The sequence below is a fragment of the Vibrio sp. GJ43-1 genome (assembly GCF_055808835.1).
In genome coordinates, this window is sequence record NZ_CM147885.1 from 1,589,684 (window position 1) to 1,616,437 (window position 26,754).

The window sequence follows — 26,754 nt, forward strand, 5'->3', positions numbered from 1 at the left end:
TTTATAAATGATCGCCAAGATGTGCTATTAAGAATTTGTTAGCTTTATTTGTGAGCTTGTAAAAGCCAAAGTACATACGATTGTCATCATGGTATTTACCAGTTCTATACTGGCCATCCATGAACTCTAGTTTACAATGGTATTCACAGTTATACTCTGTTGTATAACCATCAATTTCAAATTCAAAATCAAGCTTCTTATCCTTTGTCTTACGCTTCTTCTTACCACCGCCTTCCTCGCATGTAGTAAACTTGATTTTTTTATCCAAATATTTGATGTCATTTTCTGTATCACCATCTTCTGGTGTATAGCAATTCATTTCATCAAACATCTCAAAAATACCCTCTAAGAAATTAACACAACCACTTGTGATATTGTCCAGATCATCATACTGAGGATGAAAGACAAGGCTACGATACATTCCCTTAAACGCCCCTGAGTATTGTGCGGAACTCAAAGTATTATTTCTTAACACATCCTTTGAAAACTCAATAATATCCTTTTCATTTTTAACATTACGGACTGGATAATTGATTACAATAGACGTGGGTAACACTCCAAAAATAGATAACCATCGGTTATCTTCAGTAGGCACCTCTTTATTTATCAACTCGATAACTTCTGAAGTTTCAAAGTTTCTATTACCAGCCAGATTAAATTTTCCATCATATAATAAAGAAGATATTACGCCTGCCTCTGGAATTGATTCAGGCCCATATAGCATAGGGATAATGTCATTATAAAAATCAGACGAAGTAGAAAATCGTATAAACTCTTCTGATTTCATACGTGCTATTAAAGCGGAAACTTCCGTTAAGTCACCGATAAGCTCATTGACTGGGCCACTAAAATTAAAGCTGTTAATGGTAAAAAATATGTCGACTTTCATAACTACTATTCCTGACCAGGAAGCTTGGATTTACCAGTCATAATCATGAACATATCTTGAGCTTGTTGATCAAAAAAACCTTCTGGCCAATTCGATAATTTACCATCTTTAGTAATCGTTATTTTCTCAACGTTACTTTGCTGATCTCCTTGGGAGATGTAATACAAGGTAAATAACTTAGGGTCGAAGTGTTCGTTTAATCTTGTTATAACACGGATTCCATTTAACAAATGATCGCTGTGTGTCTCTACAATCACCTGAACACCTGCAAGGGCGGTCAACGCAATGAGCCTACCAAGATAGCTTTGCCCTCTAGGGTGTAAGTGAGCTTCTGGGTTTTCTATGATGACCAGTCCACCCGGCTTAGTTAGCAATAACGCTGTTACTATACCCAAGACATAACTCACACCGAAGCCAACATTATGAGGTTTCAGAGAATTAAATGAATTCTGACTATATGCACTAACTGCAACTGAGGCCTCTTTAAACACTTTATTAGACACTTCAATACCCGGACTTATCTCACTCATCCAAGCATTTATATGGTCATGCAGCCCTTGATTTTTTTTGAGCTGTGCAATCGATGGTCCAATTCGCCACCGTCAGCAACGAATTGCCCACCAACAAAGAATCGTTGGAAGTTCTCAACATTAGACAGAAACTCAGCGGTAAACTCTCCCTTAGAACCAAGCCATTTGGAGTGGTACATGCTAGATTTTGCTAGGTCATAGTTATCCCGCGGGCCATAGCGCTCTGCTTGCAAATACTGAAAATTATCTAAAATCTCGCCTAAGTCTTCGCTGTTTACTCTACGATCTTTGTCTAAGCTATTAATTTCATTGTTTGATAACTTAAGATGTTCCGAATAATCTTCATACCCCCAAGAATAAACATCATCTCCAATGGTTAGTTCTATTTTTAAGTCTTCCCCTTTAGGTTTTTTATGGTGAATATCATTGATAAAGCCCACCTCCGTCAATCCCCCATTGAGTGAGGCAGTTTCAGAAAAGTTTGACTGAAGAGGAATGGAAATAGCTTGAATCGCAGTACTTTTACCAACTGAGTTATTACCACAAAATACGCTTAACATTGAAAGCTTAAATCTTTCTTCTTTATAACTCTTAAAATTCTTTAAACTGACGTTATTTATCATACTAAATCCCTTCTATTGGTTTTATTTCTACTTTAATATTAAGGGTCTGATTTAGTATCTTTTCAAATGCCTCAAATCGATATAAAACTGTCACTTTCTTACCTGTAGAAGTAGACAAGGAATAATTAAACCCTCTATTTGCATCCTCATATATTTCAGATGTCCAATCAGTTAATCCCTTATCATCTGATTTTATAGCCGTATATAACGAATCAACTAAATCACTAGCGTTTTCTATTACAATTTTCATTTGACTTTCGGTTAATGCTGAAAAATAAGTCACAATAAGTTCAAATAATTGCTTACTAATTGGTGAGGACTTACTATCTATCTCTTTTCTAAAGGTTGCTTCTCCAAATACTTGATAAGCTAAATTCACTCCCTGCGTAAACCTACGCGAAAGTTCAATATATTCCGAGCTTGTACCTTCAATGACGCTGGACTTGCCTTTATCTAGGCTAGTATCATCATCAAAATTTAGCTTCATCTTATTAAGTACTTTCATAGCACTAGACAAAAAGTTATCGTAGGTCTCTTTGCCTTTGGAACCAAACTGCTGATATCCAAACAAAATAAATGAGATTGCAGACAAGCAAAGCTCCATATCCCTTTGGCGATCTGACTTAACTTTGTTATGAGTAGATACTTTGAATTCTTTTGTGGCTGAAAGATATCGGAGAAACTTAACACTAGTACCTTGATTCATCGCTGAACGAATTTCCTGTGGACTTAACTTAACCCCATAAGTATTTATCCTATGGAATAACTCAACTAAAATGGTCGAGTCATCTTCATCCATATCGATCAGATATGCTGTTATCGCGTATTCTCTAATTTTCCTCTGTTCAGTTCTATCGAGGTCCCTAAAATAAACGTCGTCATACTCTTCACCCAAAAACTCAAGGTTACGGAGAGGGAACACCCCACGCATATAGTCATAGACGCTAGTAATTCGCTGCAACCCATCCACAACAACCCAAGTACCATTCGGCTTTACAGCAAAATAAAATATCACGTAGGGGGAGATCCATTAGGATTGATTCTATAAGCTTTGCTTTTCTTCCATCTGACCAAATCCTATCTTTTCGCTGAAAATCAGGTTGTAACTCTATATCATCAAATTGAATTCTATCGTAAATCAATGAAAGAACGGGGGTAAGTTGTCGGATTCTAGGTGAGTCTGTTTTTTTCTTCTTACCATCTTGGCTATCTGCCTTCTCTGACTCTTTATTCTCCCCATAGCTCCCTTCATCAATACCAGTAACAGCAGGGGCGTCTAACATTTGGTCAAAAGATAAAGTGACTTCATTTTGCTCTTCTTCTAAAAGCTTCTTATCGTTAGTTATTCTTTTGCTTACTTCAGGAAGGCTCAATACAGTAGCATCTGAAATTCTCTCTGAAAGGTCGCTCAACATATCAAGAGCTTTTTCGGTATCTTGAATAGATATTTCACCGGGATATTTACTCATAACAGAATCTAGAGAGTTTGTTAGAAGCTCAAGCAGATCTTTTTGTTCCTGAAGCAAATCCAAGTTCGTCAGTTCAAAGTAGTTATCAATTTTTTTACGCAGACTTCTATACTCTGCTCCAGAGACCTCTAACAACGTTCCGGTTTCATGTGTTGGATGCTTACACAACAATATGTGCTTCTTTTTTTGTACTTGAAATGTTGAATATATGGTAAATTTGCAAAAACAGTTTCTGGCTGATTTCTACTACTACCACTACCATATAGGGCTTGGTCAACATTACTAAATCCCTTGTATTGAAGATCCAAAAAAATAGCTTCTAACTCCCAAAAAAATCGGGGACTCCCCAACTCGTTAGGAGATGAAGATACGAAATATTTTTCCTGCTTCTTATCAAATTTAGTTATATAGATGGGATCCGTTGTCGGATTTATTGATTGAAGCTTTTTACCTACTAGTTGCTCAATATCTTTGAGGACGTCATTGAAGTGCATAAGTAAACCTAGTTTGGATAGCAATTACTTGCGCTAAGTTTATCACGACTAAATCTTAATGTACCAGAATGATTCATAACGTTGTGAAACGTATAAAAAAAGGAGCTAATAGCTCCTCTTCCTTATAGTGATTTAAGGTAAGTATTTATGGTTTTCGCTAAACCTTCCGCCGCAAGGTATGGAACCCCGTTACCAATTGTTTTGAACATGTTTGACAATGTCATTGTAGGCGGGAAGCAAAACTCCTTTGGTAAGGATTGAATAGCTAAAGATTCCGCAGCACTTAAGCGTCTATCTTTATATGGGTGAAGGTGAACTTCATTGTTACCATAAGCAGCTGTTGGGGAGTAACGCCATCTATGTAATCGCTTGAACGATTTTTTACTATCATCCCCTTCCAGAATAGTTTGGAAGCGCTGCATAGACTTCGGCTGAAAATGATGCGCTGAGTTAGGGTGATTATAAACATCGTTCTTTTCAAACCAATGCTCTACTGTTAATTCTTCATACTTAGCTAGATTTTCTGGTCGCTCTTTCTTTGAGTCCTGCCCATAAGCTTCATGACCTGGCCAAATATTTTTATCTAGAACTTCATCTCTATTGAACTTAGCCCTCTTCTCCCAGTTAAACTGAGTTTCTAATTGCTCTGATTTCAACTCACCTAAGCACGTGATTTATGGATACCAAAAAGCAGAATACGGTCTCTATCTTGAGGAACCCCATATTCAATACAGTTAGTTAAACGATCTGTAAGGATGTAGCCTTCGTTCTCTAAACGTTGTTTCATCTCATCATAAAAAGCTCTGTGCTTAGCTGTTCGCCAAAGCCCTTTTACATTTTCAAATAAAAAGAAATCTGGTTTGTTTTTAATAATTGCATCGATATAAACGCGGCTTAACTTGCCGTTCTCACCTTCTGAACCCTTGTTTTTCCCAGCTACAGAAAAGTCCGGGCATGGTGGGCCACCAATAAAGCCAACAAGTGAATCTGCTTTAGCGTCTTCAACATGTGCGGTAAGTTCTTGTGCGCGTTCACCCGTCACGAAATCTTCAATACTACCTAAGAAATGGCCATATTTTGGCTCTGGTAGCTTCATCACCTTTCTTGAGTACTGATATGCTTCTAAAAATGGTTTGTGGAACTCGTTGATGAAACGAACATCAAAACCAGAGCGTTCGAAGCCTAGATCTAAAAATCCACTACCAGAAAAGAATGAAAAGATGATTGGTTGTTTTTGAGCAGACAAATGAGAGCCTTTCTTAATTGTTGATTCTATCGATAATCGTTAGCAAGCCAGCCATAATACATCATCACGGCAATCGCTAACATACGATTTTACTTTAGATAGTCGAGTTTCGCTACTGTTTCTTAGTAGCGATATAAAACATTGAAGTACATATTAACACGGTTATACTGTTTTTATATACAGTTATGGTTTGAAATTATGTCGATTCGCAACTTAAAAGACGGTTCCGCTAAACCTTGGTTATGTGATTGCTATCCAAATGGCCGAAGTGGTAAGCGCGTCCGCAAACAGTTTGCCACCAAAGGGGAAGCGACGGCTTTTGAAAACTACAGAATGTCTAACGGCAATATTGAAAAGCCTTGGCTCGATAAATCTTCCGATCATCGGCGTTTATCTGAACTGATTGATATTTGGTATACCATGTATGGCATCAACCTTTCTAATGGCGCCGTTATCTTTCAGAAGTTTAACCATATGGTGAACGCCATGAATAACCCAGTGGCTGCCACATTTAATGCTCGCATCTATGCGGACTTTAGGCGCCAACGTATGGTAGGTGACATCATCTTTGTTGATGATAAATGGAATAGAAAAACCGTTAGCGTTTCTACTCTCAACTCTGAGTTAGCACGATTTAAAGCTGTATTCGAAAAGCTCAAAGAGCTCGGAGAATGGACTGAAAGTAACCCTCTTCAATCTATTAAGCCGTTCAAACTTCAAGAAAGAGCGATGTCTTACCTAACGAACGAGCAAATAATAGAGCTGCTTAAACTTGTTGGGACTCATAAACGCGGAGACATGCTTAAAATAGTAAAACTGTGTCTGTCCACTGGTGCTCGCTGGAATGAGGCTGCTCAACTCACTGGAGCGCAATTAAGCCAACATAAAGTCATATTTACCAATACCAAAAATAAGAAAAACCGCGCTGTACCTATCTCTAACGACCTTTACGATGAAATAGTTAAACCGACATCAGGAAAACTATTTGAAGAGTGCTATACGCCCTTCTGCTACATCTTAAAGCATAAATTAGGTTTAGATTTGCCAAGCGGCCAAGCGTCCCATGTATTACGCCACTCTTTCGCTAGCCATTTCATGATGAACGGTGGAAACATTCTGGTGTTAAGAGGTATTCTTGGCCACGCCGATATTAAAATGACAATGAGATACGCACACTTTGCCCCAGATCATCTAGTTGAAGCGATTACAAAGCACCCCATCACGACTATTTCAACTATTCACAATGCCGAATAAAAATGCACTATCTGTATTTCTTCGTCCGTTCACTTTGAGTCTGTGTAGACACTTTTGAGACAAACGCCATTTTTCAGGCAAAAAAAGAGCCGCTAAAAAGCGGCCCTTATTCAACAAATTTTGCTTAGCGTTAACTTATGCGTCTTTGCCGTAAACGTTGTTCTCTTGCTCTTGTACACGGATGAACGTGGTACGCTTCGTTAGCTCTTTAAGCTTTGCTGCGCCTACGTATGTACAAGTTGAACGTACACCACCAAGGATGTCTGAAATCGTATCGTTCACGTCACCACGGTAAGGAAGAAGAACCGTTTTGCCTTCTGCTGCACGGTATTTAGCAACACCACCTGAGTGCTTCGCCATTGCGCTTTCTGAAGACATGCCGTAGAACTTCATGAACGTCTTACCGTCTTTCTCGATAAGCTCACCACCAGACTGTTCGTGGCCTGCTAGCATTCCGCCAAGCATCACGAAATCTGCGCCGCCGCCAAATGCTTTTGCAACATCACCTAGCACAAGCACAACCGCCATCACCGATGATCATGCCGCCAAGGCCGTGTGCTGCGTCTGCACACTCGATGATTGCAGAAAGCTGAGGGTAACCTACACCAGTTTTAACACGAGTCGTACAAACAGAACCAGGGCCAATGCCCACTTTAACAATGTCTGCGCCTGCTAGAATAAGCTCTTCACACATGTCGCCTGTTACTACGTTACCCGCAGAAATTGTTTTCGTTGGGAATTCAGCGCGTACACGTTGAACGTAGTCAACGAGGTGCTCAGAGTAGCCGTTAGCAATATCGATACAGATGAATTCTAGGTCTTCGCTCAATGCCAAGATTTCTTTCGTTTTTTCGAACTCTCTGTCAGAAGTACCTGTAGAAACGAACACTTTGTTCAACGTCTCTTTATCCGCACCTTTTACGAATTCAGCCCACTGCTCTACTGTGTAGTGCTTGTGCATTGCCGTCATTACGCCATGCTTCGCGAGCTCAGTTGCCATTTCGAAGCTACCAACAGAATCCATGTTCGCTGCAATTACTGGTGTACCAGACCATTGACGACCGCTGTGCTTGAATGTAAACTCGCGGGTTAAATTTACTTGAGAACGACTTTTAAGAGTTGAACGCTTAGGGCGAAACAGTACATCTTTAAAGCCTAACTTAAGTTCTTGTTCGATACGCATTGTGTAAATTCCTTAATTTAGTAGTACATGTTCCAGTGGGCATCTATCTTGTCTAACTGTCAAAAATGACATCTAAGCATAGTGCGTTGATAACTCGTTGGCAGACGATTTACCTTTCTTCGGACACAAAAAAACCGGAGCGTTGGCAGACGCTCCGGTTTTCAGCATTATAGGTCGGGATATTTTTCTTACAAGACTGCATTTTTATTTTTTTTGTGATACCATTTCGAACATCTGCAAATCTGCTCATTACGTCCCGAATAAACCTCGCCCCGAACAAGCAGTAACTTACTCATTTAAAACACAATAATCCAAATACCGCCCATTTGGCACTGTCGCTACAAACGACCTCACCCTGTTCAAAAAATCAGCAAGCAAACGATTAGCTCACTTCCTAGCCGCACCAATTGGCTTATTTGCTGTTTAATAAATACACAGCACACCAATTTTTGATGACCGTTTCCGTGAAAAAACACAAAACAACATATTTATTTACAACATTAACTCGTTAAAGAATGGGCGGTATTCACCGTTTTACGCAAATACGGCAGTAGATCACTGGCCATCATGCCAATACTTCCACATTCGTTCGCACTGTCATCACCTGCTAAGCTGTGGATCAATGTGCCCAAAACGGCCGCATCGAATGTGGCATAGCCTTGAGCAAGTAAACCCGCTATAGTGCCCGACAGAACATCTCCCATCCCTCCCGTCGCCATTCCTGGATTACCTGCGTGGCAGATAACCGTAATTTCACCATTAGTGATTAGCGTACCCGCTCCTTTTAACACAACAACACCACCGTATCGTTCAACAAGTTGACGACTTGCTTTATAACGGTCTTTTTCTATCGTGTCGGTTGAGACGCCCAATAACGTTGCAGCCTCTCCTGGGTGAGGAGTCAGTATTCGTGATGAACCCACACCATCGAACTTGCCATGATGGTTTTGGCTAGACAGCCAGTACAGAGCGTCAGCATCTAAAACTCTTGGAACATGTCTGTCACTAAAAAAGGACTCGGTCTGTTCAAAAAGTGTCTTACTCCAGTCGTTTCTTCCTAGGCCTACGCCAATACAAGCCACACTCGCCCATGACAAACGTTCGGTGACAGCGTCACTTAGTATTGCTTTTGTAGCAATTGATTCTATAAACGTTGCTTCTGTAGCCATTGCTTCTATAACCGTTGCTTCGATAACCATCGCCTCTGGTAGTAACGACCTTATTGCGTTTACACTATCTGCGTGAGACACCGTTGCAACAAGGCCAGCCCCGGTTCTTAATGCGGACGCAGACGCTAAAAATGCCGCGCCACTCATCCCCTTATCACCACCAATCACTACGACTTTACCATTGCTGCCCTTATGAGCATCTTTGCGTCTCGATCTTAAATACGATAACCACTGACGACTGGTCAACTGCCCAGCCGCTTGAGTCACGTTGTCAAAGTAGTGATTGGCCTGTAGTCCGGAAAAAAATAATTCACCGACATACTGCCGTGCGCTACCCGTCACCAATCCCGATTTAATGCCGATAAAGGTAATGGTATGTGTGGCTTCAATCGCATTGTGATCAACATAGCCAGTATTGGCATTCACGCCTGAAGGAATATCTATAGCAATCACTGGCGCTGACGATTGATTAATACGGTCGATAAGGTGGGAATAGTAAGGACGAGGTGGCCCCGTTAACCCAGTCCCTAGTAGCGCGTCAATAATAACATCCACATCATCGGGGATTTGGTTTCCCGGCGCATGAATATCTCCGCCCAACTGAAGAAACATGAGTTTAGCTCGCTGAGCATCACCGGTTAATGAGTTAGGATCACCAACATGCCATAACGTGACTGTAATATTTTCTTGCAGCGCGTTAGCGGCGACAATATATCCATCCCCACCATTATTACCTTTCCCGCAACATACTAAAATGTGAGTCAGCCTTGGGTAACGGTCTTTAAGTAATTCGAAAGCAGCTCCACCAGCTCTTTGCATCAAAGTATACAGCTCTATTCCTGCATGCGAAGCAGCCTGCTTTTCACCAAACTTCACAGATTCAGCACTGTAAACCTTATTGGGAAGTGCCCTGATATACTTTGGCTTTGCAGTGGATTTGGGCATTGCACTCTATCCTCTCGACACCTGGTAACGTATCCACGCGCTCTAAGCTAATGACTCACCACTAAATTAGAATTGTGGCCAAAAAATGTGAAATGCAAACCGTATTACAATGGCAGCGATCACAAGCGCAACTCCGAGGCGATAGCGCTTATATTCAGACACATTCATTGGTACACGTTTGTAAAACATGGTCACGACGCCTTTCCAGTCGTGACTTCTGCGCCCGTATTGCACCATCCCAGCTAAGATGAACAATATACCGACGATGAGTAATCCTTTTTCCGCTAAAAATAGACTGGTTTCCATTTGTCCTGCTCCTCGTACTTATTTCAACCTCGATTGTAAGCGGAACCAACCATCAAAGCTGTAGGACTATAGTCTAACGCCACTCCCGCCATAAGATCGGTAGCAATGTCTCGCCATTCATCAATTTCTTTAGCCAAATGTTGCTGCTGCTTGTTAGATAGCGTATTCAAAGACTGAGCAATATAATCCGCGGCGATAACTCTGTTCTTCATTATCTTATCCATTAACGTATCAGTGTAGTAACTCTCCGGATCATTCATAAAGCGTTGAAACTCGGGTTGATAATAAGCAATGTCGTTACGGCGACGGAGAAGTTGATTGACGTACCTCTGCATGTTTTCACGGTGCATTTGCCAGTCTATGACAGTAATCATCATCTCTTGGGACCAGCGGTACGCTAAATTTCGATGATCGTCAGTTAATTCCCCATACCAACGCTCAAAACTGCTTTCTATTCGTTCTTGATAAATAGCCCTAATCGCTTGTTCATCTAAACCTTGGTATTTTTCCAGTAACGTCTCATCTTTCTCTGCCAAATTAGTGAGTAGCTCATCCACTTGCTCATCACTCAGTTGTTGCGTTAAGGCATATAAATCTGGCGTCATCTGTTCAACTAATCGCTTTCCATGGGCGCGAAGTTCAGTCATTTGCTCGGCGACAAAGCTCGCATCAGCTTTGCTGGGGTCTTGTTCACGAATCGTATCGAGTTGACGAAGGTATATCGGCAACTCTTCTTTTCTGTGCCAGCGACTTAGCCATTCAATCCTATCGCTTAAAATTTCCTCTTGGCCACGGCTTAACGATACGTAGTCATCGATGTACTCAATGACTATCCAATCTAAGTTGCTATAGATAAACTTGGTGCCACATCCAACCATTGCCAACAACAGCCATCCTATTGCAATGCTTCGTTTTATGTCCTTTCTCTTCATCAGCAACTTTCCTACCTACACGTTGACTACCCTGTACTGCACTTTTCTAGGCTCCACTTTCGTGTCTCATAGTTAATAATAGATGAAAAAAACCATAATCAGTCAGTAAAACCCGTTATTGCGTTGGTCATCATTCTCTTAGTACTTATTCAGATAGAACGGTACAACCGTACGCATCATACCTTGCAAAACGACACCATTTCACTCTCACCTTTACCTTAAAGAATCCCGCTTAGATAACTCTAGATTCACAGTGTAAATCTCCGTAATTAAAGGCCTTTGAGTATATAACGTCATCACTACTACACCGCCTACTCCGTTAGATTCACTCCTCATCTATTGTTAGCCTTTGCGTTGAAATCATTACCGGATTCTAATTGTCTAAATTGCCAATAATTGAATACAACCACGCTACCGAAACCACCATATGAAACTAAGTTAAATAACTTTGCGCAAAGACCAGTCCTACACTATTTTTAATTTGGTATTTGTAATCAATAAAATAGATTGAACAATTAAGGACGTTGTTATGAGAAAGACAGTGGTAGCGGCAGCAATTATGAGCGCCATGACCGTTCCTCAGGTTACGGCTGACGAAGGATTTTACTTAGGTGGACGTTTGGGGGGCTCGCAGCTTTCCGATGCATGTAATGTCTCTGGAGCTGAGTGTACCGATAGCGGATTTAGCGCTGGTTACTTCGCCGGATACGATTGGAATGACTATATTGCCTTAGAGTTTGCCTATGACTGGCTGGGCAGTTACAAAACTTCGTTTAACGCAAACAGCCTGAGCTATACGCAAGACGCGAGCTTGAGCGCGATTACCCTAGCCCCTAAATTTTCTTACCCATTTACCGATGATTGGTCAGTCTTTGGTAAAATCGGTGCCGCTTACACCATCTATGGTGATCGGAAAGCAACGGCTCTAATGGGTGGCGTCGGAGTAGAATATGATTTTGCAACGGCGTGGTCTGGTCGATTTGAATATCAACGCATCAACGATGCTAAAGATGACTGGTTTAACACCGATGTAGACACTCTTTGGCTAGGTATCTCGTATTCATTTGGTAACGCTGCGGCGGCCGCAGCGGCAACGGCTGCTGCAGCGGCAACAACGCAAGTTGAACCTAGCGCCAACAGAAACCGCGGCGGTTGCTGTTGTCATGACAAAAACATTCGAACAGGCTTCAGGCCAAGAAAACTTTGCACTAAACAGTACTTCCCTCGATGAGTCTCGACAATCCGACTTTGATCCCTTGGTTGCTCTCATGACAGAGCACCCAGAATCGACTGTCGAAATCGTCGGCTACACTGACTCTTCAGGCCCAGAAGCGCTAAACCAAAGAATTTCTGAAGAGCGTGCAGAATCCATTGCCGCTTACTTAGAATCTCAAGGGATTGAACGCTCTCGAATGACAGTAAGTGGGATGGGCGAAGCCAATCCAATTGCTGACAACGCCACTAAAGAAGGTCGTGCTCAAAACAGACGGGTAGAAATTACCGTTCCGGAGTTTGAATATACCGTCGAAGAGATGCGTAGCGAATAAAAACTGAAAAGTCATGTCGAGTGAATGAAGCGCAACTACTTTCCCTGCGCTAATTGCATTCGTCGAGTTAGCGTCACTTAATAAAATGCCAGTCTCGTATCAGACTGGCATTTTTAGTTCTAGGCAGGACTTAGAGCAAACTAAGCTAGCTCAAATTGGATGACAAATAACTGTGTTTCTCCGGGGTAAATCTCGGCAATCACGTTTTTTAGTTGCGGTAGTGTCATATTTTCTTGCTCCGCGTGAAGATCATTAATGTCATTAAAGTCAATCGCATCAACGGAAAGTACTTTGAGGCGGCAAAATTCACGTCCATCCTCAAAAGTCGAGACAGGAACAACTGCGCCAATCTGATAGTCTTTTTCAGACGCATCTCTAATTGTGATGGTTTTGGTACCCGCTAAGATATCCGTTTCAAAGCGCTCAAAAAATGTCATTGCTGTTAACATAGCTTTACCTACTCAATGGATCCGGTTACGGATCTTAATCAACGAAATTCGTCGTTCTAATTAACTAAACTCACCGTGCTACCCACCCTTGATGCGTGGACATCTAGGCGAAGCGGCATTTGTTCCTTTAACTCGGAAACATGCGAAATAATACCAATGGTACGCCCAGACTGCTGTAGCTCGATCAATGTTTGAATCGCTAAGTCTAAGGATTCAGGATCTAAGCTACCAAAGCCTTCATCAATAAATAACGTATCTAAGCGTATGCCACCACTGTATGATTGCACAACATCTGATAATCCTAATGCCAGTGATAACGCTGCCATGAAGGACTCACCACCCGATAGCGTTGCGACGTCACGCCACTTACCTGTATACGCATCTTCAACGATCAAATCTAGCCCCGAGCCTGCATTACCTTTACTGCGTACTTCTTTGCGCTTCAAGTCGTAACGACCTTTACTCATTAGCCTTAGACGTTGTGAGGCTTGTATAAGAACATCATCCAGCAATACCCCTAGCACAAAGCGGTGTAAACTCACTTTACTGCCAGTGCGACCGTTGGCGACGTCACTAAGTGTCCCAACCACTTTATACTCTTGCTCAAGTGCATCGTTCTGTGCGTGCAAGGTTGTTAAAATACGTTTTACTTTCAATATATTATCGAGCTGAGACTGAGCGCTTTGGACTTGCTGCAGTGTCAGTTGATAGCCTGCCTCCGCCTGTTTTACTGCGTCGCTAAAGACCATAATATCAAGTCGTTGGTTACCTTGAAGCTCATCTGAAAGCAATGTTAACCGCTCGGTTAGTTGAGTCGTTCGCCGCTCGTAGGCGCGAATGTCGCTCTCTAACTGATCCAAAACAGGCTCTGTCACTAAAGCGTCCAAAAATGCCTGCTCATGCTCAAATTCGCTGCCTTGTAAACTCGCTTGCCATTGTGCTTCACTCACCTTGCACTCTTGTTGCAGCTGGGTACTTTGTGTTGTTAGCGTATCAAAATGCGCCGTATAACGTGTCAGTAAATCTGTCGTTTCCGTGGCTTTAGCGCGAGCGGCCTCCAGCATGGCATCCAATTGGCGTCGTTCAGTCTCCACTGTCTGCTGCCTACCCGTAAGTTCAGCTAAGGTTTTATAGGGAGAGGCATTTTGTGACTCCAATTTTTCCGTCACCGCTTTTAGCCCACCGAGTGTGGTTGTTAGCTGTTCTAATTGCTGAAGTTTTTGCTCAACTTGTGCTTGTGTCTCTGTATAGCGTTTATGTGCTGTCGCGACCTGATCACTGATAGCATCGAGGTTTATCTGACTTAATTGTACGATGTCAGATTCTAACGTGCTGATGTCGTGTGCCAATTGCTGACTCACCGCATCTACCGTCGACAAATCAATAGCAAACCGCACGATCATATCCTGTTGACGCTGCTGCAGTTGAGACAGCTCACTCTCAATACGATTACATTCAATGACCAATGCATCCAGCTGGTTCTTACGCGCTTGCTCTTTCTGACGATAGCCGTCAACCATATCAGCGGTCACTTCATTACCGTTAGGCTCCGCTTGGTTTGGGTGTGTTTCACTACCACATACCGGACACGGCTTGCCGCTTTCCAGCGTCTTTGACAGTAGATAGGCTTGACCTGAATGCCAATCTATTTCTGCCCGAATACGTTGCTGTTCCGCCTTTTTGTGTTCGGCAGTTACTTCTGTGATCTGAGCTTGTATCGCGTGATGTTTGGGAGTCATCTGAGATACTTGTTGAACTAACTGATTAAGCTGCCCGATTGATTGCTGCTTACTTTGTAACGCGTCTAGGGATAAACGCTTTTCGTTTAATGTCGCTAACGATTTTTCAGATAGTATCTGATGCTCTTTAGCTTGCTCATAGCCATTAAGTAAGGTTTGCGACTGCAATTTACCTACGTTAACGTCATCGGTTAATATCGCCAGCGCTTTTGTTGTTCTATCTTGCTCGATACGCTGCTGTTCAAGTTGTTGAACATTAACCATATAACCTTTGAGCTGATACAACTCTTCATCTAGAACCTTACTCAGCAGGTGCTTTTGCTGGCTCTCTTCCAGCGCCTTCTTAGCTAGGACACTCAACTCATTAGCCTGTGCAATTTTCTTGGCTCCAACGTCTAAACGCTGCTCCAGTTCGTTGCTGTCTTTGGCAAGCTTACTTCTTTGTTCAAACACCGCGCGCAATTTTGTTGCGGAATGATACGCCGCGACCTGTTTTCGGTTGAGCACATCAGCCGTTTTATTCTGTTCATGCTCATGAATAGCAAGTTGAACGTCGTCGCGCTCTTTGAACTTACGTTCTTGCGTTGTGGCCAAATCACACTGCTTTCGCTTGTCAGCCAATTGTGCTTCGACGCCTAGTCAATTGCGCTTTAAGCTCGTTAAGCTGTGGAAGTTGCGCCTGCTCTTGATCAAGTAACTGCTGCTCAGACTCCAACCCTGCGACTTCTAGCGCGCCTTTAATTTGATTGTCGAACTCGTCCTTAGCTTTACGAATACTTGCCGCTTTATCGAAAAGTGTTCGCTCGATATTGCTGTATATATGCGTCTGAAATAGTTGACCAAAAATCAGTTCCCGCTCTTTCGAACTTGCCGTCAGCAACTCTCTAAACTTACCTTGTGGCAGCACCATCACTTGACGAAACTGTTTAACATCCAAGCCAACTAACTCGTGAATCGCCGTCGCCACCTGCTTAGGCTTGTTAGCAATCAGGCTTTGATCGGTGAGCTTTGTTAGCACCGCTGAATGTGTGCGTTTTGTCGTTCCCTCGCCTCGCTGTTTAGGCACTTCTTGATCAGGGCTACGCTCAATACAATAAACGTGTCCTGATAGCTCAAACTCGAACACCACAGACGTCAATAATGTCGCTTCCGCGTAATCACAGCGCATTTGATCGCCAGTTCGCTCACTGCCTGTGGTTTCGCCATAGAGTGCGTAGCATATTGCATCTAAGATCGAGCTTTTCCCCGCACCTGTTGGCCCATTAATCAAAAACAACGGTGATGTGCCCAGCAGTGAGAAATCGATCACTTCAGTCTTAGCAAAGGGTCCAAATGCGGAGAGGGTTAATTTAATAGGTTTCAACGTGACTACTCCTTATTACCTTTGGACAACGCGCCAACGATATCAGCGACCATTGATTCTTGCTCAACCGTTAAGACTTCCCCTTGAACGTCATGAAAAAAGTCTTTGAACATGTCGAGTTCAGAATGTGCCAGTCTCGCCTGTGTCATTTCTCTATCCACCCCCACCAACATCCCCGGCTTTTCAAGGTGCAACACATTCGGGTATACCTCCCTCAATTTCGCCATCGGGTCTAAGATGGCGTGCTTATCCATTAAACGTACTAACAAGTAATCCTCGTTATGCTCATCATGTTGCCCTGCCTCGAGTAACTCAGACAAGGTTCCTTCCAAAATACGCATATTATGAGGCGCGGTCAGTGGGATCATGCTCGTCGTAACGTTGCCATCACCATCAAGCTCAACCAATGTCATGCTCTTATTGTGGTACTGCTCTGAAAAGGAGTACTTCATGATAGAACCTGAGTAGCGAATATGCTCAGCACCGCGCTTTTGCGCCTGATGCAAATGCCCCAATGCAACATAGTTAAAATGGCTAAAATGACTAAAACTTACACGGTCAGCACCGCCTATCGACAGGGTTCTTTCTGATTCTGAGGGTTCTGCGCCATCAATAAAACAATGGCTAATGAGAACATTCTGCTTTGATGAGTCCATGACTTCGCTGAGCTGCTGCGCCATGATGCGATGAGCATCATCATGATTACTGACCGTCACATTATAAAAATGACGGACATGCTCGGGGTCGCTATAAGGCATACCGTAAAAGTAGACGTCTGGTTTATCCGTTGACGAGATTACGATTGGCGTGGTCATCTGTTCAAGGCTGCTGATGATATGAAGTCCTGAACGGTCTAGCTGGCGGGCACCAAATCCCAGTCGCTTCGCACCGTCATGATTTCCTGAAATCATAATGACGGGAACCCCAATGTCTTGAATGACCTTGGTTAAGAAATCATCTAACACCTCAATCGCACTAGTCGGAGGGACTGAACGATCATAGATATCGCCAGCAATAACGAGCGCATCGACGTTATGATCTGTTAAATAGTGCTCGATTTGCTGCAGTACGGCGCGCTGATCGTCTAATAATGATACGTTGTGAAACTGCCTGCCTAAATGCCAGTCTGAGGTATGGATAAATTTCATACGGTTCAATTCGTTACCTTGTTAATACGTTAGCTTGGCTAGTATATAACGTTAATGAACACTTGGCAGCGATAGATTTCGGATGAAAGAATTTGCTGATGGCGAGAGAAACGTGGACTTAGTAACCGATACCGACATCCACGTATAAAAAGGAAAACAAATGGTGAGATATCGGCTTTATTCCGCAGGTTTGTGTGGGAAGATGAGACAAAAACAGGCACCACCTAACTCGCTATCACACACGCTCACTTTTCCATTGTGTCGAAGCATTATGTGTTTCACGATTGCTAACCCCAATCCATAGCCACCCGATGTACGATCACGGGCTTTATCGACCCGATAGAACGGTTCAAACAAGGATGCCCAGTGTTCTTTTGGAACCCCGCACCCATCATCATGAACCTGAATCACTAAGTGTTCTTCGTTACTTTGTACCTTAATAACAATCTTCTCATTGGCATAACGTTTCGCATTACTCAATAAGTTAACGACCATTCTGCACAGAAGAAACGGATCGACATTCGACATATGAGGAACATAATTATCAGGATGACCAACAGGATTATCCAAGCGATTCAAGAGTGAATTGTTATCACTTGAGTCTTTAGCTGAGGTGGTAGCACCACTGCAACTCAGGGCACTATCGATATTGAGAGAAGGATCAACATAGATTGAAAAATCGACGCCTACATCTTTTTTCCATTTGTCTTCATACTCTTGCAACCACGCTGCTACATCGATATTCTCCAAATGAACAACGGCGTCAGGCCTTTCTACCCGAGCATAGTAAAGTAATTCATCGACAAGCGTTTCCATGTCCTCTGTATCTTCAATAATACTCTGCAACTGTTTTTTATGTTCCGGTGAGGCAACTTGATCAAGTAACACTTCACTTTGCCATTGAATGCGAAAAATAGGCGTTCTTAATTCATGTGCTACTGCATTGGTCAGCGCCTTGTTGTTGACCATTAGATTAGCGATTTCATCGGCCATTTTATTGAATTTTCGGTTGAGTTTCCCCAACTTGATCCAGTGCCTTTCTGATGCTCGAGCATCAAAATTACCACTTGCAAACTCAACGGCGGTTTTTTCCAGCACTCGCAAACGTCGGCTAAGAAACCAAATAAAACCGGAACTAAAGGCGACAAAACTGGCAAGGAAAAACAGCCAAACCACTTGATTACCGAATTCTATCGCCTGCAGCAATTCCGACTCAGGGTCGTCATACATTTTAATGTAATCGCTATTGGTATCAAACTTGAGCCAGAGCTGGTCATCGTCATCGAGTAAAAAAGGGGTATTAGGCTGCTCAATGAAGTATTGCGCGATCTCATCGGGAAGTTCAGACTCCGGCATGGTATCGAGTAATCGGTGGGTTTTGGTTGCGAACATTTGCAATAAATCTGTCGCGCGTTCATCACTTTCATTCACCGCGACATGATTCATTATGTCTCTAAACGCTTCAACTCTCAGGTTTGCATCTACGAGGTCAGGGTCGGATTTTCCGTATATTAAATACTCATAACCGACAATACTCGCCCCAAATAGTAAAATGAGCCCAATGAGAGATTCTACAAATATTCGCCACATACTCTGATTGACCCTAGCCTAGCCAGCCGTCAGAAACAAACAAGTAACCTTTTCCTCGTACTGTGATGATCCCCTTCGGATTGGTCGCGTCATCAAACAGTTTTTTTCGTAACGTCACAATGCGGTTGTCTATTGTACGGTCGATACCGTCATAATCGATTCCACGTAGCTTTTTAGTTAGGAAGTCACGCGACAAGGTTTCGCCAGGCGACGATGCCAATAACCACAATAGGTCAAATTCACTATCAGTAAGAGATACATCAATGTTTTGATATTTGCAGTTACGGCTTAATTGACTGATGACCAACTGTCCGTACTTCAGTGAATGTCCCGTCTTAACGACCTGTTCATCGGCTGATTTACGTAACAAGTTGCGGATTCTCGCAAGCAAGACGCGAGGTTTAACGGGTTTAGTGACAAAGTCGTTTGCACCCGTTTCTAGTGCGGCCACATGGTCAAAATCGTCATCGCTCGCGGTTAGCATGAGGATTTTTCCGAAATAATTATCTCGTACAGAGCGACAAATCGACAGGCCATCTTGCCCGGGAAGCATTAAATCTAATACGATAAGATCGGGTTCAAACTCATGAATAGCTTTTTCGGCTTTTGCGCCGTCTAACACCGTTTGAACTCGAAAACCTTGAGTTTCAAAGTATTCCGCGAGCATCTGATTTAATTTGACATCATCTTCAACGATTAGCAGCTTTTGACTTTCCATCACCCATCCATCACATCTATACAATCTGCCGCTACCATACAGAGTTTTACATATTTACTCAATCACACCTACATTGTATGACATCAGCATCAAAATAAGACATATTTGTGAATTTACTAGGGCATCCTCAGCATTTACTACCACACTCATAGAAAGTTTAATACCGCTTCAATCGATTTTTCGCCACTTTCTCATAAATCGCCATATGAATACGTTGTCTCCCTCCATTTAATGTAATACATCGTCACCAAAATCATGACAAACCCATACAAAAAAGCACCTCATAGGAACCCTATGAGGTGCTTTGTAAATCATGATACTAATTGATATTTAGAATCCGTTAGTCGTCATCAAGCGGTATTAACTTAGTACTGCCCCCTTTCACTTTTTCACGACGACGCTGAATCAATGCATAAAAACCAGGTATGAGTAATGTACCTGCAAGTAATACACACAATAGGCCACCCACAAGGGAAATACCTAGTGAGTTCTGGCTGACATGCCCAGCTCCAGATGCAAACACTAAGGGTACAATGCCTAAGATAAATGACCATGACGTCATGTTGACCGCTCGGAAACGTAGCATACCGCCGCGCACGGCAGCGTCACCAATCGGTACGTCTTTATCTTCACGCTCATTCTTCGCAAACTCAACAATAAGAATGGCGTTTTTGGCGGCGAGCGCTATCAACAAGACTAACCCTATCTGAGCGTATAAGTTCAGTGGCGTACCAAGTAAGGTTTAACGCCAAAAACGACCCGAGTGTAGCAATCGAGCACCACTAAGATGATTGCCAAGGGGATGGACCAACTCTCGTACTGCGCCACCATAAAGAGGTAAATAAAGATCAGCGCTAAGGCAAAGGCATAAATAGCCTGATTCCCCGCTAAAATCTCTTGATAAGCCATACCCGTCCATTCGTACTGGTAACCCATTGGCAATACGTTTGCCGCTACACGCTCCATGGCAGCAAGGGCATCGCCACTCGAGTAACCTGGTGCTGGCTGCCCTTGTATTACCGCACTTCGGTACATGTTATAACGCCACGCTACATCAGGCTCAAACACCTGATCGTAAGTCACTAATGTACTTAAAGGGATCATATCACCATTGGCGGATCGAACATGGAACAGTTGCAAATCATCCATGCCACTACGATATTCCGCATCCGCCTGCATCGTCACACGGAAGTTCTTACCAAACATCGTAAAGTCATTGACGTAGAGTGACCCTAAGTTGCCCTGCAAAGTTTGGAATATAGATGATAGCGGTATGCCAAGTTGCTGCGCTTTTTCCCGGTCAATATCCACGTAGTAATGTGGAACGTTGGCTCGGAATGTACTAAACGTATAGGCAATTTCAGGTTGCTTGTTCGCTTCTTGAATCACCTCTTGCATCACATTCGCCAAGTCGGTTCGACTTCGCCCTAACGTATCTTCGAGAACAAATTCAAACCCAGATGCGGCCCCCATACCCGGAACCGCGGGTGGTCCCATAGCAAAGACGACGGCGCCTGGAATTTCCTGAGCCGCCATACCGTTGATACGCGCGGCAATGGCGTTGGCAGAATGATCGCCTTCAAAACTATTACGTTCACTCCAGTCTTTTAACTTGATGAACATCGAGGCACCATTAGAGGCAGCAGCGCCAGTCATGAACGCATAGCCGTTCGCGACAGTCACACCATCAATGCCTGGCTCTTGCTCAACGAGTGCCATTAAGTTGCTTGTTGTTTCCGTCGTTCGAGACAAAGATGCGGAGTCGGGTAACTGTACGTTAACCAGCAAAATACCTTTATCTTCTTGCGGGACAAACGCCGTTGATGTCGATTTCGCAAAGAAGGTTACCGCCGTTAATGCCACGACAAAAAATGCGATTAGCAATAGCGTTTTCTTAACGAGGAAAGTCGGCAATTTGACCATACTTTCTCGTGACACGCTCCAACCCTTTATTAAAGGTTTGGAACCATCGTGCTGTATTGCCCCCGCCTTGCTTCAACACCAAAGAACACAGTGCTGGCGACAAGGTTAATGCATTAATTGAGGAAATAATTACTGAGATACAAATGGTCAACGCGAACTGTCGGTACATAATTCCGGTGATGCCGGGTAATAACGTTACCGGAATAAACACCGCCAGAAGTACCAACGTCGAGGTGATGATTGGGTCAGGTTACCTCTTTCATCGCCATTAAGGTTGCTTTACGTGGCGACAAAGTCGGATCACGCTTCATGATGGTATCCACGTTTTCAATCACGAGAATCGCATCATCTACCACAATACCGATAGCCAGTATCAAACCAAACAAGGTTACCGTATTGATGGTAAACCCTGTCATGCTCATGATGGCAAAGGTACCAATCAATGATACGGGTATCGCCACAACAGGAATTAACGTCGCACGAGCACTGCCTAAGAATAAATAAGTCACGGCAATAACCAGTAAAATCGCTTCAATGAGCGTTTTCACTACCCCTTTAATCGACTCAGCAACAAAAAGAGTCGTGTCATAGCTGGTTTCGTACGCCATGCCATCCGGGAAGTTAACACTTAACTTGTCCAGCATTGCCATAACGGCCTTGCCACTTTCAAGCGCGTTGGCATCAGACTGAAGTGACAATGTCACGATAGAGGCATCTTGACCTCTAAATTCACCCGAACCATCGTAGAATTTTTTACCTAGCTCGACACGAGCTACGTCTTTTAGATAGACCGTAGAGCCATCTATATTGGCGCGCAGTACGACATTTTCGAACTCACTAACACTTTCTAAACGCCCTTTCGTCACTAGGTTAAATTGCACTTCCTGCGGATCTGCGTAAGGCGCAGCACCCACTCGGCCAGCAGCGACCTGCACGTTTTGTTCAGCAAGAGCCGAATACACGTCCGATGTCGTCATCTTTAAATTGGCGAGCTTGTCTGGGTCTAACCAGACTCGCATTGAGTACTCACCGCCGCCAATCACACCCACTTCACTAATGCCCTTAACTCGCGCAAGCTGATCTTTAATATTCAGGTTAACGTAGTTAATTAGGAATTTATCATCATAGGTGCCATCAGGAGAATAGAAGTTCAGTACCATTAGCAAGTCAGGTGAACGCTTCTTCACCGTCACACCAACCATACGCACTTCTTGTGGCAATTTAGATTCAATTTGAGAGACACGGTTCTGCACATTGACTTGTGCCATGTCAGGATCAGTGCCGATATCAAACGTTACGTTTAACGAGTAAGAGCCATCATTCGCACTTTTTGAAGACATATAAATCATGTCTTCAACGCCGTTCACCGAGGTCTCAATGGGATCGGCGATGGCTTCTTCAACTACCTCAGCGCTTGCACCCGTGTAGTACGCAGTGACACTGACCGAAGGAGGGCTAATTTTGGGGTATTCCGCGACAGGAAGAACCATTAAGGAAATGGCACCTGCTAGCGTTAATATGATGGAAATGACCAAAGCGAACTTTGGTCGTTGGATAAAGAAACGACTTAACATCTAGGCACCTTGTTCGGTTGATTCCGGTTGTTCAACTCGTACAGGAACTCCATTCCTTACACGTTGTAGACCTTGCGTGATCACAACATCGTTAGCGCTTAAGCCCACTTTGATGATGATGCCACTGTCTGTTTGAGGACCTAATGCGACGTTTCGGCGTTCAGCAACATCGCCTTCCGTAATGACCATAACAAAGTCGCCTTCAAGATCGGTTTGAACCGCACGCCTTGGTACTGTTACGACATCGACCGCTTGCTTCTCCATTAACTCAACGCGAACATGCTGGCCCGGCAGTAAACGCTGCTTAGGATTTTCAACAACAGCACGCATTGCCAATGTGCCAGTGTTAAGATTGATTCGGTTCCCAAGAAAATCCAGTCTTCCTTGATGATCAAACAACTGTCCATCTTCTAAAATGATATTGACCGCAACACCGTTTGATTCGTCACTACCATCCCCTTCTATTTCATCCATACCCAACACCAAACGCTCACGCTCACTGATACTAAATGATGCATAAATCGGATCCATACTGACCAGTGTCGTTAGTACACCAGAAGAAGGCGACAATAAGTCACCAGGTACTGACTTTGCTATCCGCAATTCGGCCAGTAAAAGGCGCGCGTACTTCTGTATAAGATAAATTTACCTCTGCCACTTTCAATTGAGCCTTACCCGCAGCAAGTTGCGCGCGAGCACTCATCAACGCGGCAGTCAGTGCATCAAATTCAGCTTGAGAAATATTATTGGATTTAACTAGGTTTTGGCCTCGAGCGAAGTCGAGCTGTGCTTTTTTGAGAGTAGCTTCTGCTTCTGAAACCTGCGCGTTCGCACTGGCGACTTGAGCTTCGAATGATGAAGGCTCAATGGAATACAGCAATTGGCCTTTTTCTACAATTTGTCCTTCATAGAAATGTCTTTCTTTTAGATAGCCAGAAACCTGCGCAGTAATAGCAGTATCTTCAACCGCATCCATACGACCGATATAAGATTTGCTTTGCTGGTGCTGCACGACATTCACCTCTTGCGTTTGTACAAGGGGCAACGGCGCGGCAGATTTATTAGCATTATTATCACCACAATAGGTTAGTAACGCAGTTGTGATTAGGCTTAGAACAAGTATTTTTTTAGGCATTGAAACACCAATTATATTTAAGTTGGAACAGGCCCTGCCAGTATCCAACGAAAAGTCATGCCAATGTCCGAGAATCATCAGCATGTTCAATGAAAGTGTTTCAAAATATAACAGTATGTTTTTAAATGCGTTTCCTATTTTTCCTTAGGGAATGCATTCGAATATATCAACATAAAGTCAGCACGAATTTCTTGCTCTAAATGCGTTGCCAATTCAGTCGGGCAAAATATCATCACATTCACGATTTGCTCATTGAGTGGCACCACTAGAAAGATAAACGTGAGGTTCAGATCCTGGCAAATCTACGCCTGCGTGTTTTTCAATCACACCATTGTATCGACGAGCAACGTCAATAAAGCCTTCGCTGTGATTCTCTATTTGAGCGATCAAGTCAGGCACGAGCGGAAACAGATTATCAAAACCCGGTACAACAATAGAAAAGTGATGATAAACATAGCGTTTCATGAAGTTCAGGTTTTTCACCGCGTAAGTGAAGAACATGCTATTAGGAAGCGTAATCGTTTTACTCGGTAAAGTGATAATGACCATGATACAGGTCGATTTCCTGAACTACCGTTGCCATGAGGTTATGCTCGATCACTTCCCCGCTGGTCTTACCCACTTCGATCCAATCACCAATTCGGAACGAGCGAGAGCTGGCTCGTTGAATCGAACCCGTAAAACATAAAATAATCTCTTTGGACGCGACCACGATTGCAACAGCAATCGCCGTCACTGACAGTGCGAATTCACTGATCTCTGACTTCCATACAAGAAAGAGTATCAACACAATCAGCGCAAATGACCAGTTTTTGGTACGAGACATCCACTTGCGTTGATCTTCAGAAATAAACGCCACATCGCCGCGGATTGCGCCTAGCGTAATCCGACGAACGATGAGTATAAAGAAGAGAATTAAAGCACTCAGCAGGAGTTTATTTTCGTATAAATACGCGATGACTTTTTCTGTATCTTCCATGTGAGCCTACATCAATTATGGTTTGGCTCAACGATACCGAATTGCGGTCTCTTTCGCAATTTGCACAATCACTTTTACTGCTAATTCCATGCCTTGCACGGTAATAAACTCATGAATACCATGAAAATTGTAACCGCCAGTAAAAATATTCGGACAAGGTAACCCCATGAAAGATAAGCGAGCACCATCCGTCCCACCGCGTATAGGTTTGATATCAGGCTGTACATCACAAGCGATCATCGCTTTTTCAGCAAGCTCAATAATGTGTGGATGAGGCGTGACCATTTCACGCATATTTGAGTAGTTATCCACCAACTGCAAGCTCACTTTCGCGCGCTTACTGCCTAACTCAAACGACGCTACTTTGTCTTCAAGGTACGCTTTTCGCCTTGCCAGTCCATCACTGTCAAAATCACGAAGAATATAGTGCAACGTCGATTTCGCTACGGACATGTCTGCCGAACCTAGATGATAGAAACCTTCGTACCCTTGAGTGGTTTCAGGCGTCTCATCGCTTGGCATCTCAGCATGAAAGCGTGATGCTAGCGTCATGGCATTGACCAACTTCCCTTTCGCGGTTCCCGGATGAACGCTAACACCAGTAAACTCAACTGTCGCCGCAGCGGCGTTAAAGTTCTCAAACTCTAATTCACCGACAGGTCCGCCATCAACCGTGTACGCCCACTGAGCAGAAAACTTTTCAACGTTAAAAAGATTCGCACCACGACCTATTTCTTCATCTGGAGTAAATCCAATCTGAATGTCGCCATGTGGAATATCAGGATGAGCCAGCAAATATTCTACCGCAGTAATAATTTCCGCAATGCCTGCTTTATTGTCAGCCCCGAGCAACGTTGTGCCATCCGTGGTAATAATGTCGTGCCCATGTAAATCATGAAGATCGGGATATTGAATCGGCGATAACACCTCATCTCCTTTTCCCAGCGCAATATCACCACCGATATAGTTTTCAACCATTTGAGGTTTCACATTACGACCTGAGGCGTCAGGCGCCGTATCCATATGGGCAACAAAACCGATCGCTGGGACATCCCCTTCTACGTTAGATGGCAATGTCGCCATGAGGTACCCATTATCATCTAGGCTTACATTCGATAGACCTAAATCAATCAGTTCCTTTTTTAAATGTTCTGCGAAATGCGCTTGCCCTTGAGTACTTGGGCAACAACCTTTAGATGAGTCTGATTGCGTGTCAAATGTGACATATTGAAGAAACCGATCCGTAAGACTTGCCATGTGTTTCACCTAGTTATTATATGTAATCGCGAACCATAATACGGATTAGACGCATCGAGACGTTGAGATAAATCAGATTATATTGCTTCAGTAAAAATGAGTTCATTTAATATCCTCCCCTTTACCTACGCCTTAAATAACTGGATTTGGGTTGATGTTGCTTAAGACTAAACTGACTAAAATCAACAGAATACCTTACCCAAACGCATACTTATCAACGCAAAACCATATCTATGTAAGCGATCATATCTATGTAAGCGACCATATCTATGTAAACGACTAGGGTACGCGC

At 43.2% G+C, this 26,754-nt stretch carries 16 protein-coding genes and 7 pseudogenes; 3 read left to right on the plus strand and 20 right to left on the minus strand.

Going from position 1 to position 26,754, the window contains the following annotated elements; all coding sequences use genetic code 11:
* Position 1: 1 nt before the first annotated feature.
* The 6 genes and pseudogenes from AC0L66_RS24580 to AC0L66_RS24605 all read right to left on the minus strand — a co-directional run bounded on the left by AC0L66_RS24580 (position 2) and on the right by AC0L66_RS24605 (position 5,251).
* The gene (locus AC0L66_RS24580; RefSeq protein ID WP_473569824.1) at positions 2-889 is read right to left on the minus strand and encodes a hypothetical protein; all 888 of its coding nucleotides are present in this window, start codon (positions 887-889) and stop codon (positions 2-4) included.
* A gap of 5 nt (positions 890-894) precedes the next feature.
* Positions 895-1,392 (minus strand): AAA family ATPase, encoded by a 498-nt coding sequence (locus AC0L66_RS24585; RefSeq protein WP_473569825.1) that lies wholly within the window; start codon positions 1,390-1,392, stop codon positions 895-897.
* A 35-nt stretch (positions 1,393-1,427) separates the two neighbouring features.
* Positions 1,428-2,042: an AAA family ATPase gene (locus AC0L66_RS24590; protein WP_473569827.1), complete on the minus strand. Its 615-nt coding sequence runs from the start codon at positions 2,040-2,042 to the stop codon at positions 1,428-1,430.
* Between the two features lies 1 nt (position 2,043).
* Positions 2,044-3,057, minus strand: coding sequence for a GmrSD restriction endonuclease domain-containing protein (locus tag AC0L66_RS24595; protein WP_473569828.1), 1,014 nt, complete (start codon positions 3,055-3,057; stop codon positions 2,044-2,046).
* Positions 2,987-3,682 (minus strand): hypothetical protein, encoded by a 696-nt coding sequence (locus AC0L66_RS24600; protein WP_473569830.1) that lies wholly within the window; start codon positions 3,680-3,682, stop codon positions 2,987-2,989. Before AC0L66_RS24600 ends, AC0L66_RS24595 begins: the two co-directional genes overlap by 71 nt.
* A 445-nt stretch (positions 3,683-4,127) precedes the next feature.
* Positions 4,128-5,251: pseudogene (locus AC0L66_RS24605) on the minus strand (DNA cytosine methyltransferase).
* A gap of 198 nt (positions 5,252-5,449) precedes the next feature.
* Between AC0L66_RS24605 and AC0L66_RS24610 the strand changes: the two are divergent.
* Entirely contained in the window at positions 5,450-6,505 is a 1,056-nt protein-coding gene (locus AC0L66_RS24610) for a phage integrase (protein ID WP_473569832.1), read from the plus strand.
* Between the two features lie 135 nt (positions 6,506-6,640).
* On the opposite strand, the pseudogene AC0L66_RS24615 reads toward AC0L66_RS24610, so the two are convergent.
* The 4 genes and pseudogenes from AC0L66_RS24615 to AC0L66_RS24630 form a co-directional block, all read right to left on the minus strand.
* Positions 6,641-7,688, minus strand: a pseudogene (locus AC0L66_RS24615) (GMP reductase).
* A gap of 500 nt (positions 7,689-8,188) precedes the next feature.
* Entirely contained in the window at positions 8,189-9,802 is a 1,614-nt protein-coding gene (locus tag AC0L66_RS24620) for an NAD(P)H-hydrate dehydratase (protein WP_473569833.1), read from the minus strand.
* Between the two features lie 66 nt (positions 9,803-9,868).
* Positions 9,869-10,108 (minus strand): hypothetical protein, encoded by a 240-nt coding sequence (locus tag AC0L66_RS24625; RefSeq protein ID WP_428751339.1) that lies wholly within the window; start codon positions 10,106-10,108, stop codon positions 9,869-9,871.
* 23 nt (positions 10,109-10,131) lie between these two features.
* Positions 10,132-11,040, minus strand: coding sequence for a DUF6279 family lipoprotein (locus tag AC0L66_RS24630; protein WP_473569835.1), 909 nt, complete (start codon positions 11,038-11,040; stop codon positions 10,132-10,134).
* Positions 11,041-11,569: 529 nt separating this feature from the next.
* On the opposite strand from AC0L66_RS24630, the gene AC0L66_RS24635 reads away from it, so the two are divergent.
* Both AC0L66_RS24635 and AC0L66_RS24640 read left to right on the plus strand, forming a co-directional pair.
* On the plus strand, positions 11,570-12,271 hold the full coding sequence (locus tag AC0L66_RS24635; protein ID WP_473569837.1) for an outer membrane beta-barrel protein: 702 nt from the start codon (positions 11,570-11,572) through the stop codon (positions 12,269-12,271).
* Positions 12,204-12,587 (plus strand): OmpA family protein, encoded by a 384-nt coding sequence (locus AC0L66_RS24640; protein ID WP_473569839.1) that lies wholly within the window; start codon positions 12,204-12,206, stop codon positions 12,585-12,587. The genes AC0L66_RS24635 and AC0L66_RS24640 overlap by 68 nt, the downstream gene beginning before the upstream one ends.
* Positions 12,588-12,727: 140 nt before the next feature.
* Here the strand turns inward: AC0L66_RS24640 and yqfB are convergent, their stop codons facing one another.
* The 10 genes and pseudogenes from yqfB to pepT all read right to left on the minus strand — a co-directional run bounded on the left by yqfB (position 12,728) and on the right by pepT (position 26,462).
* On the minus strand, positions 12,728-13,024 hold the full coding sequence (yqfB, locus tag AC0L66_RS24645) for a N(4)-acetylcytidine aminohydrolase (protein WP_265674067.1): 297 nt from the start codon (positions 13,022-13,024) through the stop codon (positions 12,728-12,730).
* Positions 13,025-13,092: 68 nt separating this feature from the next.
* Positions 13,093-13,665: pseudogene (locus AC0L66_RS24650) on the minus strand (SbcC/MukB-like Walker B domain-containing protein); the annotation flags it as partial.
* Between the two features lie 1,803 nt (positions 13,666-15,468).
* Positions 15,469-16,138 (minus strand): annotated as a pseudogene (locus AC0L66_RS24655) (AAA family ATPase); the annotation flags it as partial.
* A gap of 5 nt (positions 16,139-16,143) precedes the next feature.
* Entirely contained in the window at positions 16,144-17,286 is a 1,143-nt protein-coding gene (locus AC0L66_RS24660; protein ID WP_428751565.1) for an exonuclease SbcCD subunit D, read from the minus strand.
* Positions 17,287-17,463: 177 nt separating this feature from the next.
* Positions 17,464-18,876, minus strand: coding sequence for an ATP-binding protein (locus tag AC0L66_RS24665; RefSeq protein WP_265674030.1), 1,413 nt, complete (start codon positions 18,874-18,876; stop codon positions 17,464-17,466).
* A 13-nt stretch (positions 18,877-18,889) separates the two neighbouring features.
* Positions 18,890-19,594, minus strand: a complete 705-nt coding sequence (locus AC0L66_RS24670; RefSeq protein WP_265674031.1) for a response regulator — start codon at positions 19,592-19,594, stop codon at positions 18,890-18,892.
* A 340-nt stretch (positions 19,595-19,934) separates the two neighbouring features.
* Positions 19,935-23,091, minus strand: a pseudogene (locus AC0L66_RS24675) (efflux RND transporter permease subunit).
* A pseudogene (locus tag AC0L66_RS24680) lies at positions 23,092-24,226 on the minus strand (efflux RND transporter periplasmic adaptor subunit).
* A gap of 134 nt (positions 24,227-24,360) precedes the next feature.
* Positions 24,361-25,205, minus strand: a pseudogene (locus AC0L66_RS24685) (mechanosensitive ion channel family protein).
* A 27-nt stretch (positions 25,206-25,232) separates the two neighbouring features.
* A complete protein-coding gene (gene pepT / locus AC0L66_RS24690) occupies positions 25,233-26,462 on the minus strand; it encodes a peptidase T (protein WP_473569841.1) in 1,230 nt (409 codons plus the stop codon).
* Between the last annotated feature and the right edge of the window lie 292 nt (positions 26,463-26,754).